Below are 12,043 nucleotides of genomic sequence, written 5' to 3'. Positions count from 1 at the left end.
CCGCTGACTGGCCCGACATACAGAAACACTTCTAAATCAATACCATAAACTCATTATTGGCCACCCCACCAGCAGCAACATGGTAATGTAGAACACCCCCATGATCCCACCCAGCCGCCAGTAATCTTTCGATTTCACATAGCCGCAGCCATAGATAATGACGCCAGGGCCGGTAGCATACGGGGTCAGAACCCCCATGATCCCGATGGATAATACTAACAGCATGGATAAATGCTCCATCGGCACCCCGCTCAACCCTTTACCAACGGCTAAAATCACCGGTAGCATGGTGGCGGTATGGGCAGACAAACTCGCGAACAGGTAGTGGGAGAAATAGAACACCAACACCAATGCCACCACCGTCATATTTGGCGAGAAACCGTCAAGATGAGTGCTCATGGTGTTAGCGAACCAATCAATAAAGCCGGAGCGGGTCAGGCCATTGGCCATTACGACTAATGTTGCCAGATTGACCAAGGTGTTCCAGGCGCTAGAATATTTAGTGATGTCTTTCCACGACACCACATGCAGCGCCAGCATCAAGGATACCGCCAGCAAACCCACTGCGGTTGCATCAATAAACTTACCGCCAAACACCCATAAACATAGGCTCAACAGCACCAAACCAATCAGAATCATCTCTTTGCGGGTCAGCGCTCCCATTTCACTTAGCGCTGTTTGTGCCCAAGCCGCGACCTCATCACTTTTGGTGACTCCGGGCTTATACAGCACGTAAGAAAGCCACGGCGCGACGATCAGTAAAATCAAGCCGACGGGCAGGAATGCCAGGAACCACTGCATCCAGCCGATATGAACACCAGCAATTTTATTCACAAACTCAATACCCAACACGTTAGGTGCTGCGCCAGTGACAAACATTGAGGAGCTGATGCTGGTACCAATAACCATCATCCACATCAGATAGCCGCCGATCCGCCGTGACGAGGGATCATGCGGATAGGAGTCAAACAGTGGCGGCAGGTTTTTCACCACCGGGAATACCGTGCCGCCGGTTCGGGCGGTGTTCGATGGTGTGAATGGAGCCAATAAGATATCAATAATAACAATGGCATAGCCTAGCGTCAGTGTGCGTTTGCCCATGAATTTCACCATGAACAGGGCAATTCGACGGCCCAACCCGGTGGCTTCATAGCCGAGCGCAAAAATAAATGCCCCGAATACTAGCCAGACAGTGGTACTGGAGAACCCTGCCAGCCCCCACTTCAATGATTCTTTACCGCCATTAAAGCTGGCATCCGCCACTTCAGCGGGACTAAATAGCACCCAGTCAGCACTCAGCACGCAAATAGTCACCGCGATAAAACTTATCGCCGTGGCCGGAATCGGCTCTAAAATCATCCCGACAATCATGGCGACAAAAATTGCAAAATAGCGCCAGGCTTGAGGTGGCATACCTTCCGGGGTGGGTATCAACAGCAGAACGGCCAACACCACAAAAGGCGCGAGCGCTTTCCATAATTTCTCTTGCGACTTCAACATAGAGAGACTCCTATAGCGGCTACGGGGCCAATAGCTATTGCTGGCCCAATAACAACGTTATTATTTTTGTGAGGGAGATGATGTGGGAATTGCGCCAGAAACCAGGTCAGGATCAGCAGGTCAGCACTGCCGCCAGGGCTAAGGTTGCGGGCGATACATTGGGCGTCAAACATTCGCACCCTCAATTGGCTAACAGGGTCGTCCATCCCTGCCGGTGAGAGTGAGGCCAGCAGCTCTGTCGCCTGTTGTTGCAGCCATTGCAGCCCCGCCATACCGCCACGGGAGACCACATTGGTATCGCGATTGACGGACATCAACATCAGCAAGGTATGCAATAAGGCATGGTCAGGTTGTACCCCATCGGCGAGTAAGCGCCGATACAGGGGTAAAGCATGGGTTAATACTGTTGCAAAGCCGGATTCAGCTTCACCACGCGCGCCCGTCAGACCATGTTGATAAAACAGGCGCTGCCCGGCGGTGTGTTGTGGGTTTGATTGGCGCAGTTCGCGCTCAGTCAGCCCACGGCATAAGCTGGCAACCTCCTGACACAGCGTCTGCGCGCTTATCAGGGCCGCACGCGCTTTCAACCGCCCCAGCGCACAGCAAATCAGCCCCAGAGAAAAAATACTGCCTTTATGGGTATTTACCCCGCCAGTGGCTAAAAACATCCTGTTTTCACACGCCAGTCCCAATGGCCGTAGGCCGGTCAGTGCCGCCTGTCCGTGCAAATGACTGTGACGGATGCCGTGCTCAATAAAACGGGGCAGCCATGGCGCAATAGCATCAGCGCTGTGATAAAAATCTTGCAGCGTCATGTCCTGATGGGCACCACAATTAACACGATCGACTAAACCGGGCTTGGGTGTCAGGTTGACTTCGGCCAACATGGCCTGAAAAGCTAAATTGCCATACTTTTTGCTAAAGTCACCGCCAGCCCAAACAGCAGGCGACGAAACCGCCATGTTGTCAGTGCGTTGCAGTTGTGGCATTGAGCATCAACTCCATCTGGGCCAATAATTCGTCAAGCGAGTGAGTCTGCGCTCGGGCGCAAACATTGGCTGGGCGATGACATAGCAAGCAACGGCGCGGAGCCAAACCCACATCACGGCGCGACAAAATTCGCCCCGAAACATCCAGCACATCGATATCCCATAATCTGCCCTGCGGATGCTTTAGCTCGAGTAACAGCGCGGCGTCTTTGACTTGCTCGGCGGGGAGATCAACCGCTATCAAGCCCTCACAGCCGGTCGGTAGCGGGAAAACCTCTTGCTGCAATACTGGCCAACATTGCTGTTGACCAAGTGCGGTGATCGCCTGCCACGCTAGCGAAAATAGTTTGCGCGTCAATGGGTTATCTTTGACCGCTCCCGGTGCCACCAATGTCAGTGAAATCAAGGTGACTGAATGACGGGCCAGCCAGGCCTGTTGTCGGCTCTGGCGGGACTCACGGCTGGTCAACAATTCCGGCAAGCTAATAGGCCGATTAGCGGCTAATGCAGGGGAAAGTGTATTCATCGTCTACTCCTGTATCTGATGAACAACATCAATCACCGAACCGTCGCGGTAGCGCACCACCGCCACTACCCGGTCAGTGAATTTGATCGGTTGCGGTTCGCCAGTCAAAATCAACGCGCGCTGATAGAGCCAGTCGATGGTCACTACCGGTAACCCCGCTTGCTGCAAACGCTCCGCCAATTCTGGCCGTGCCGGATTCACCGCAATACCATGATCGGTCACTAAAATATCCACACTAGAGCCGGGTGTGACGCAGGTCGTCACTGCCTTGACCAAAGTCGGAATACGCCCGCGTACCAATGGCGCGACAATGATTGACAGCCGGGCAGCAACCGCCGTATCACAGTGACCGCCCGATGCCCCGCGCAACACGCCATCGGAGCCGGTCAGCACATTGACATTAAAACCGGTGTCAATTTCCAGCGCGCTCAGCACCACCACATCCAGTCGGTCGACTGACGCGCCTTTCGAGCTGAAATTGGCATATTGGTTGGCACTGATTTCGATATGACGTGGGTTACGGGCCAGCGAAGAAGCCGCTTGTTTATCAAAACTTTGCACATCCAGCAGCTTGGTAATCAGCCCTTTTTCGTGCAAATCCACCATAGTTGAAGTGATGCCGCCGAGTGCAAAGCCGGCAGTGATATTGCGGCGTAACATTTTGTCTTCGAGGAAGCGCGCCACCGCCAGTGATGCCCCGCCAGTCCCGGTCTGCAAAGAGAAACCCTCAACAAAATAACCCGAACCGGCGATCACTTCCGCTGCACGGCGAGCAATCAGTAACTCGCGCGGATTGGAGGTCATTCGGGTGCTATCTGCGCCAATCTTGTCGGCATCCCCCACTTGTTCGACCTGAACAATCAAATCTACTTGATCTTGGGTAATACTCGCCGGGTGATGAGGATAAGCCACCAGCGCTTCAGTCAGCAGCACCACGCAATCAGCATATTCGGCATCAACACGGGCATAACCCAAGGAACCACAACAGGCATTGCCACTAAAACCATTGGTATTACCGAACTCATCGCAGGCCGGCACCCCAATAAAGGCGACATCAATGCTCAGCTCGCCGGACTCAATCAAATTCACGCGACCACCGTGGGAATGAACTTGCACCGGTTTAGCTAATAACCCACGGGAGATTTCCTCCGCCAGCGGCCCGCGCATGCCGGAGGTATAGATTTCGCTAACCACACCATTACGGATATGCTCAACCAGCGGCGAATGACACTCGCTCAGGGAACTGGAAGCCAAACGCAAGTTTTTGAACCCCATGGCGGCAATGGCATTCATCACCAGATTTAAGGTCAAATCACCAGCACGGAAAGCATGGTGGAAGGAAATGGTCATGCCATCTTGCAACCCACTGCGGCGAATGACATTTTCCAATGAATCACAAATTTTGATATTGCGCGGCTTCTGCGCCTGTAAATTTGCTTTAGAGGTGTTTTGATATAAGTGATACGCCGGGCTGTTATCCTGACAGTGACTTAAGCTTTCAACTCGTTGTTGCCTATTCATTTTTTATTCCTCACGCAGGCCGCTGACCGCACGTTGCAAAACCAACCGCGCCCGTTCAATCACCGGGCTGTCCACCATCTTGCCGTTCAGGGAAACCACACCGCGCCCTTCGGCTTCGGCCGCAGCTGCGGCATTGACCACCGCTTGGGCATGGCGGACTTCTTTCTCAGTCGGGGCATAGAGGTTATGTAACAGTTCGATTTGGCGGGGGTTTATCAAGGACTTGCCATCAAAACCCAGTTGCTTGATAAGTGCTGCTTCCTGCAAAAAACCGGCTTCGTTATTGGCATCGGAATACACGGTGTCAAAGGCCTGAATCCCAACGGCGCGGGCGGCCTGCAAAATTGAACAGCGGGCAAACAGCAGCTCAATGCCTTCGGGAGAGCGCTCGGTGCGCAAGTTGCGGACATAATCCTCGGCCCCCAGCGCAATGCCCATTAAGCGCGGCGACGCCTGTGCAATAGCCAGCGCCTGAGTGATACCCTGCGCCGATTCAATCGCCGCCAACAGGCCGGTGCTACCCACTTCACGGCCACATTCCGCCTCAATACGGCTGATTTCGTGCGCCATATCTTCGACATCTTTCGCGCTATCCGTTTTCGGCAAACGCACAATATCCGCGCCCCCGCGCACCACGGCGTCTAAATCAGCCAGGCCATAAGCAGAATCCAACGCATTGACTCGCACAATGGTTTCTACATCTTGATAAAGCGGATGTTGCAAGGCGTGATAGACCAAACGACGAGCGGCATCTTTTTCGCGCAGAATAACCGAGTCTTCGAGGTCAAACATCAGCGCATCCGCCTGATAAATAAAGGCGTTACTGACCATAGCGGCATTGGCACCGGGCACAAATAACATGCTGCGGCGCATTCTGTTTTTCATTTCGGGTTTCATCAATGCGCTCTCCATGGCAGAATTTTTTCATCGCAGGCTCTCAGCAACGCGGTTTCCAGCCGTGCTTGCAAAACGCAATCCAGCGCGCCTTTGTCGTCAATGATCAGTTGCACCCCAGTTACCCGATATTGTTCCAGCAACGCCAATACGCTGTAGCGAATGGCTTCGCCAAACTGTTTGTCTACACTGCTGTGTATTTGCAGATCTATTTCGGGTGGATTTAATGGCGCGATACGCACCATAACGTCGCTCGACTCCAATGTTCCGGCGACGGCCTCTCTAATAATTTTCATTTTTCACCTGATTAACTTGTCTTCAAATTCGTGGTCTCTGACTTACCCGTCAGTCCCTATTTTGGTGCCCTGCTTTAATCGGCTGCTTTTAGTCAGCTATCTTTAATCCGTTAAAGCGGGGCTTAACTCTTTACTAACGTTGCACTTTTCTCTGGGCTAGTTGCCTTTTGCGCGCGCTGAGCCAGCAGACGTTGTAAGTAATGGCAGGTAGCGATGGGGACTAATTTGCGAATAGTTTCGCCGTCTCCCTGCGCCAGTAATTTGCGAACCCATGAGGCGGAAATAGCGGTGTTGTGATATTTAAGGCGCTCAATTTCCACCAGCAAAATTGGCGGATAAGGCAAGGACGGTGTTTCCAGCCAGAGGCTCATGTCGTGGTTATATTTGGCGGTGACTGTGCAAAATGGCTCCGTGCCGACAAAGCGATGAGTGATACCCAGTGCCGGAGCCAGGTATTGGCGGAATATTTTCAGATCGATTTCGGTATAACAATCATCCGCTACACCTTGGTCTTTAATGAAATAACAAGGGAAAGTCGCGCGGGAAATCATATATTCCGAGCCGGGGTGTACGGTAAGGTTGGCAATATCTTGTGTGCCCTCGAGCACTAATTGCAGCCGGTCTTCATACGGAAAACGCGAATTGTCTTCTTTCACCAAAAATAGATGTAACCAATCGCACTGGGCGGCGGCTTGCCGCACCAAATATTGATGCCCGCGCGTAAATGGATTGGCATTCATGACAATTGAGCCAATTTTCTGCCCCGGCTGGCGTAGTTGACTTAATTGTTTGGCATAGCGCAATAAACGGCAGTCGCTATTTTCCATCAACACCACAATGTCCGGGACACTGGCTATAGGATAAAAGCCACAAGCTTTAAATAAGCTCTCATTTTTAGTTTTGGTATAAATAAACAAATGGCTGTGATGGCGCTCATAGGCCAGATTGACCAGCTCTGTTGCCAATGTTAGCGCCAGCCCTTCGCCCCTCACCTGCTCACTGATTGCTACACATTTGATAATATTGCCTGCAATACCACCGCAGGCCAGCAGCGTTTCATTACGACTTACGGTAATAAACACCTCAACGGTGGTATCTATATTCAGATCATTCGCACGCAAGAATCGTGTTATTTCTGCAATCTGTTGATGGTCTGAACGATTAATTCGATTAAATACCGTATCCATAACTCACTCTCTGCCATAACGTTTATATAACAAATAAAAAACAAGTCAAAAAATCAGCAATTAAATAAACAATTACTGATCATTTAAATAAAAATTCACATAAAAACAACAAGATAAAATATCATCATGTGGCTTTGTTTTTAATTTTAATTAATTTGTGAGCACATGCTAAACATAAAAATAGCGCGGTTAATTGACCTATTTCACATATAAGATAGTAAATATAAGTTATTTAATGGTTTTAATTTTCTTAATTATTAATATATTATTTTATTTCTCTTAGCTATTTAATTATTGACTGAATTAACTTATGTTAATGCCAGTGCAATAGCCCATATGTTAATTAAGGTGAGTAATGTGTCGATCCCCTCTGCCGATCTCTTCACATCAGGCAAATTAAAATGGCGCAGCCGGATATGGAGCCGGTTGCAAAACATGGCTTTCCCACTGCGCATATTTCTCCTGCTATTAACTGTCTCTATTCTGTTAGTCGGGGCGCTGGATCGCTTTCTCAGCCATAATTTTGAGCAATATCTGCTGGATCAAGTCAGTAAAACTGCAATGAATCAGGCCAAAATAATCGCCTCAATGGATTCTGTAGTGAATGCGGTTAAGCATCGCGATAAAGCCCAATTAGCCCACATTGTCGACCGGCTGGGGAATAGTTCGGACCTTGATTACCTGGTGATTGGGGATACTCAGTCCATTCGCCTTTATCACCCTAATCCGCAAATGATTGGCTACCCAATGCAATGGACTAAACCCGGTGCCTTGGAAAGGGGCGAGAGCTACATTATTTTCGGTAAAGGATCTATCGGCGAAGCTATGCGGGCTAAAACCCCCATCCGCGATGAGCAGGGAAAAATCATTGGCGTGGTTTCTCTGGGTTACTTGATCAGCAAAATAGACCACTGGCGATTAATTTATTTATTGCCACTCACCCACTCTTTTATTCTCGTGTTGGGTGTATTGCTGCTGCTGTCATGGTTGTTTGCTCACCATATCCGCCGCCAAATGATGGGGATGGAACCGAAAGAAATAGCGCGCGTGCTGCGCCAGCAAGAAGCCTTGTTTGGTGCAGTATTTGAAGGACTGTTAGCGGTTGATCCTGAGGGCAGGATCACTGCAATCAATCAAAATGCGCGTAAAATGTTGCATATTTCCGCCACGCCACAGCAATTGATTGGTCGCAAAGTCAGTGAGGTGGTTTCTCCTGACCACTTTTTCCTCGATCAAAGTGGTGATAATCGCCAGGATGAGCTGTGTACCTTAAATGGCTTGAATGCCATTGCCAACCGAGCGGGTATTTGGTCAGAAGAGGGGGTATTTCAAGGCTGGGTGGTGAGTTTTCGCAGTCAGGATGATATTCATACTCTCAGTGCCCAACTCAGTCAGATTAAGCAATATGTCGAAAATCTGCGCACCGTGCGCCATGAGCATCTCAATTGGATGTCGACCATGAGCGGGCTGTTGCAGATGAAAGAGTTTGACCGGGCGTTGGAAATGGTAAAAACCGAATCCTCTTCTCATCAAGCACTGATTGATATGCTGCGCACCGCATTTAATAACCGACAGATTGCCGCGTTATTATTTGGCAAATACCACCGGGCCAAAGAGTTAGGGCTGACATTGAATTTTGTCCCCGGCTGCCAGTTACATCATTTGCCCGCCACTATTGGCGAAAATGAATTGGCTGCCATTATGGGGAATCTGCTGGATAATGCTTTTGAGGCTAGCCTCAAAAATGCTGAGGGTGATAAACAAATTGAAATTTATCTGTCCGATGAAGGTGATGATGTGATTTTAGAAGTCGCCGATCACGGGTGCGGTATCGACCCACAATTTCAAGATAGTCTGTTCGAACGGGGTATCAGCTCTAAAAATTCAGATGAACACGGCATTGGCCTGTATCTGGTCGCCACCTATGTGCAGCAAAGTGGCGGCACCATTACGATAGAAGAGAATCCGCCACGCGGCACCTTATTTACCGTCTTTATTCCGAAGACACATTAATTTCAAAGACGGGGAGACCCCATGGAATGTCTTAATATTTTAGTGGTAGAAGACGAAACACCACTGGCAGAAATGCATGCAGAATTTATCAAGCAAAGCAGCCATTGCCATGAAGTCTGGTTGGCGGGCAATTTACAGCAAGCCCGCAGCATGGTGGCTCGCTTTCATCCTGATTTGATTTTGTTAGACAATTATCTGCCCGATGGCAGCGGTTTGGCCTTATTACGCGAGCTGACCTTACAGGGGTTTTCTGGTGGAATTATTTTTGTCACTGCGGCCAGCGACAGCGAAACGGTCTCTGAAGCTATCCGCTATGGGGTTTTCGATTATCTGATAAAGCCGGTGGCCTACGAGCGGCTCGAACAATCTCTGGCTCGCTACAGTCATCGCCATCAAGTCTTGCAAGATGGCACCAAAGTCAATCAGCGCCAAATTGATGAAATGTACAATACCTATGCGCGTGGCGAGCAAAAAGTGACCTTGCCATTGGGTATCGACCAAATGACATTGGATAAAATTCAGACATTATTTAGTGATAATGTCGATGAATACACCGCTGAAAATGTCGCGAAAATGCTCGGGTTAAGCCGCACTACCGCCCGCCGGTATCTGGAATTCTGCGCCGCTAATCATGCCCTACAAGCAGAAATTATTTACGGTAAAGTGGGCCGACCACAGCGTATCTATCGCAGTAAAAAACCGGTGTAATCATTACCGAACGCCCTCTTCGCGCTCCCTACCCTCCTGTGGAGCGCTGAGTTTTTCACTGAGAATAGCTTATTTCTCCATCAGATTTTTCCCGCATATGTTAAGCCTCTTACATTTTTGATAACAATTATTGCCACCCTAATGATTGATGAGCATCATGCACGTCTATGTTCCGCAATAATGAAAAATTATGATTAATGTCGCGTTGATAGATGACCATATTGTTGTCCGCTCTGGTTTTGCCCAATTGTTATCGCTGGAGAGAGATATACGCATTATTGGCGAATATGGTTCGGCGGCAGAGGCCTGGAGCAATCTGCCCATGACAGATGTACACGTCGCCGTGATGGATATCTCAATGCCGGACGAAAGCGGGTTAAGTCTGCTCAAGCGCCTGCGCCAGAAAATGCCACATTTTCGTGCCATTATTTTGAGTATTTATGACACCACCGCCTTTGTGCAAAGTGCCATGGATGCTGGTGCCAGCGGCTATTTAACTAAACGCTGTGGCCCGGACGAATTGGTTCAGGCGCTACGCACCGTCAATGGCGGTGGCCTCTATTTATGTGCTGATGCCCTGCGCGCCTTGCGTCATATGCCGCAGCAGCCGCAACAACTGGCGGTGTTAACACCGCGCGAGAAAGAGATTTTCCAGTTATTAATCAATGGAATTAGTGTCAAATCCATTGCTGAGCAACTATCACTCAGCCACAAAACCGTCCATGTTCATCGGGCCAATATTCTGGGTAAACTGAATTGCGAAACCACGGTCGAACTGGTGCACTTTGCGCTGCAACATCAATTACTGGCAGGGAACTGACATGTGGCAATTGCGCTCAGTGGGGCTATCGCTGTTTCTGGCTATTTTCTTCTCACTGAGTTGGCTGGCGCTGTGGACGATTAGTTTTTATCTGAGTGACGATGGTTTACACGCCGTTTTATTACTGCCGCAAGGTCTGCGGCTGGCCTTGATGATATTGCTGCCGCGCCGCTATTGGTCAGTCTTGTTACTGACAGAGTGCGCCGCATTGTGGTGGCTGCACAGTGAACAATTGCAACCTACCGTGTTGATTATGCTGTCACCGTTCCTCAGTTTGCTGCCCGCTGAGCTGACCCAACGTTTTTGGCACCATTACACGCTTTATTGGCAGCGGCTGTTATTGTTGCTTGCCGCCGTCACCGGTAACAGCCTGCTACACGGGTTGGTGCTGGGCTTCTGGCTGCCATTGCCGTTAACCCAGACGCTGCTCGCCACCTTTACTGGCGGCATTTTGTTAGTGCCATTCACCTATCTCATCTATGAATATTTAAAGCAGCAGCATATCCGAAACTTGTTTTCGCAACAGATGCCAGACCCACCGCTGCGCACCTCGCTGCTGATTTGGTGCTCGCTAATTTTTGCCATTGGGGTTTGTGTGCAAATCGCTATTGCCCCCAATATGGAGCGATTGCTACTGATTTTTGTCTTTCTGCCCAATGTGTTTATGGCTTACAAATTCGGCTGGCAAGGCGGGGTATTGGCGGCGGTGTTAGGTAGCCTGATGATAACCGTGACCCGTCAGGCCAGTGGGGCATTTCATGATTTGGCGGAACTGGAATTATTTCTCTCCACTCAAGCACTGTTAGGGCTGACGCTGGGGATCGCCATCAGCCGCCAACAGCAGTTGGCGCAACATCTGCACCGTTACCGCAATCAGTTGGAGCAAGAACTGCAAACCCGCCGCAAACTGATGAAACGGTTAGTACGCACCGAGGAAGATGTGCGCAAAGAAATTGCTCGCGAGCTGCACGACGAAATCGGCCAGAACATCACCGCCATTCAAATTCAGGCGATGCTGGTCAACCGCAGTGCGCCCTCCCCGGCGGCACAATCTGCGGCTAATCAAATCAGCAGCTTATCGCAACGTATTCACCAAACCACCCGCCAACTGCTACGCCAATTACGCCCACCGGTGTTGGATGAAATGCCACTGGATCAAGCCCTGCACCATCTGGCAGAAGAATTCGCTTTCGCCGAGCAAGGTATTCATTTCCAGTTGGATTATGCGCTGCCCGCGCCCCCCGGCGAAGACGTGGTGGTGTTTACGCTTTACCGGCTGGTGCAAGAACTGCTCAACAACATTAATAAACACGCTAATGCCAGCAATATTCAGGTTAGCCTGCGCCTGTCCGACAATATCATCACACTGGAAGTCCGTGATGACGGCACGGGAATTCCAGTGCAGCCGCAAGGTGGTGGATTAGGTTTACGCGGTATTGAAGAGCGCGTGCGCGCTCTGGGCGGCGACTGGTTATTGCAACGCCGTTTAGGAACCCGAGTGGTGGTCAATCTGCCGACCCATGTCCGCACCAGCGACTCTGTGAACCTGCCCACAGAACTGAATCAAACCCCCTCATAACTAAGCATTA

The 12,043-nt window shown here is 50.2% G+C and carries 11 protein-coding genes; 4 read left to right on the top strand and 7 right to left on the bottom strand.

The genetic code is table 11. The features are described 5' to 3' along the window. Window positions 1-36: 36 nt before the first annotated feature. The 7 genes from OP863_RS07980 to citC form a co-directional block, all read right to left on the bottom strand. Entirely contained in the window at window positions 37-1,500 is a 1,464-nt protein-coding gene (locus tag OP863_RS07980; RefSeq protein ID WP_038633907.1) for an anion permease, read from the bottom strand. Continuing rightward, on the bottom strand, window positions 1,494-2,489 hold the full coding sequence (gene citG / locus OP863_RS07975; RefSeq protein WP_265526083.1) for a triphosphoribosyl-dephospho-CoA synthase CitG: 996 nt from the start codon (window positions 2,487-2,489) through the stop codon (window positions 1,494-1,496). The genes OP863_RS07980 and citG overlap by 7 nt, the downstream gene beginning before the upstream one ends. Next, window positions 2,467-3,015, bottom strand: coding sequence for a citrate lyase holo-[acyl-carrier protein] synthase (gene citX, locus OP863_RS07970; RefSeq protein ID WP_038633912.1), 549 nt, complete (start codon window positions 3,013-3,015; stop codon window positions 2,467-2,469). Before citX ends, citG begins: the two co-directional genes overlap by 23 nt. Window positions 3,016-3,018: 3 nt before the next feature. Next, window positions 3,019-4,536, bottom strand: a complete 1,518-nt coding sequence (citF, locus tag OP863_RS07965) for a citrate lyase subunit alpha (RefSeq protein ID WP_265526081.1) — start codon at window positions 4,534-4,536, stop codon at window positions 3,019-3,021. Window positions 4,537-4,539: 3 nt separating this feature from the next. Further along, on the bottom strand, window positions 4,540-5,433 hold the full coding sequence (locus OP863_RS07960) for an aldolase/citrate lyase family protein (RefSeq protein ID WP_186368253.1): 894 nt from the start codon (window positions 5,431-5,433) through the stop codon (window positions 4,540-4,542). Next, complete coding sequence (citD, locus tag OP863_RS07955; protein ID WP_025377851.1) at window positions 5,433-5,726, bottom strand: citrate lyase acyl carrier protein; 294 nt, start codon at window positions 5,724-5,726, stop codon at window positions 5,433-5,435. The genes OP863_RS07960 and citD overlap by 1 nt, the downstream gene beginning before the upstream one ends. Before the next feature lie 122 nt (window positions 5,727-5,848). After that, a complete protein-coding gene (citC, locus tag OP863_RS07950) occupies window positions 5,849-6,913 on the bottom strand; it encodes a [citrate (pro-3S)-lyase] ligase (RefSeq protein ID WP_265526079.1) in 1,065 nt (354 codons plus the stop codon). Window positions 6,914-7,348: 435 nt separating this feature from the next. Between citC and dpiB the strand changes: the two genes are divergently transcribed. The 4 genes from dpiB to OP863_RS07930 all read left to right on the top strand — a co-directional run bounded on the left by dpiB (window position 7,349) and on the right by OP863_RS07930 (window position 12,033). Next, complete coding sequence (gene dpiB / locus OP863_RS07945; RefSeq protein WP_050291665.1) at window positions 7,349-8,926, top strand: sensor histidine kinase DpiB; 1,578 nt, start codon at window positions 7,349-7,351, stop codon at window positions 8,924-8,926. A 21-nt stretch (window positions 8,927-8,947) separates the two neighbouring features. Beyond that, the gene (gene dpiA / locus OP863_RS07940; RefSeq protein ID WP_145588161.1) at window positions 8,948-9,634 is read left to right on the top strand and encodes a two-component response regulator DpiA; all 687 of its coding nucleotides are present in this window, start codon (window positions 8,948-8,950) and stop codon (window positions 9,632-9,634) included. A 190-nt stretch (window positions 9,635-9,824) separates the two neighbouring features. Next, on the top strand, window positions 9,825-10,454 hold the full coding sequence (locus OP863_RS07935; protein ID WP_145588159.1) for a response regulator: 630 nt from the start codon (window positions 9,825-9,827) through the stop codon (window positions 10,452-10,454). A gap of 1 nt (window position 10,455) precedes the next feature. Continuing rightward, window positions 10,456-12,033, top strand: coding sequence for an MASE1 domain-containing protein (locus OP863_RS07930; protein WP_145588157.1), 1,578 nt, complete (start codon window positions 10,456-10,458; stop codon window positions 12,031-12,033). Window positions 12,034-12,043: the final 10 nt, after the last annotated feature.

This window comes from Yersinia sp. SCPM-O-B-9106 (C-191), assembly GCF_026183365.1.
Taxonomy (GTDB): Bacteria; Pseudomonadota; Gammaproteobacteria; order Enterobacterales; family Enterobacteriaceae; genus Yersinia; species Yersinia rochesterensis.
The sequence above is the reverse complement of the archived record's forward strand: the minus strand, read 5'-3'. Positions and strand labels throughout refer to the sequence as shown.

Coding starts and splice junctions, on each gene's coding strand:
- OP863_RS07980 (WP_038633907.1), bottom strand. CDS start 1,500: ATGTTGAAGTCGCAAGAGAAATTATGGAAAGCGCTCGCGCCTTTTGTG.
- citG (WP_265526083.1), bottom strand. CDS start 2,489: ATGCCACAACTGCAACGCACTGACAACATGGCGGTTTCGTCGCCTGCT.
- citX (WP_038633912.1), bottom strand. CDS start 3,015: ATGAATACACTTTCCCCTGCATTAGCCGCTAATCGGCCTATTAGCTTG.
- citF (WP_265526081.1), bottom strand. CDS start 4,536: ATGAATAGGCAACAACGAGTTGAAAGCTTAAGTCACTGTCAGGATAAC.
- OP863_RS07960 (WP_186368253.1), bottom strand. CDS start 5,433: ATGAAACCCGAAATGAAAAACAGAATGCGCCGCAGCATGTTATTTGTG.
- citD (WP_025377851.1), bottom strand. CDS start 5,726: ATGAAAATTATTAGAGAGGCCGTCGCCGGAACATTGGAGTCGAGCGAC.
- citC (WP_265526079.1), bottom strand. CDS start 6,913: ATGGATACGGTATTTAATCGAATTAATCGTTCAGACCATCAACAGATT.
- dpiB (WP_050291665.1), top strand. CDS start 7,349: ATGGCTTTCCCACTGCGCATATTTCTCCTGCTATTAACTGTCTCTATT.
- dpiA (WP_145588161.1), top strand. CDS start 8,948: ATGGAATGTCTTAATATTTTAGTGGTAGAAGACGAAACACCACTGGCA.
- OP863_RS07935 (WP_145588159.1), top strand. CDS start 9,825: ATGATTAATGTCGCGTTGATAGATGACCATATTGTTGTCCGCTCTGGT.
- OP863_RS07930 (WP_145588157.1), top strand. CDS start 10,456: ATGTGGCAATTGCGCTCAGTGGGGCTATCGCTGTTTCTGGCTATTTTC.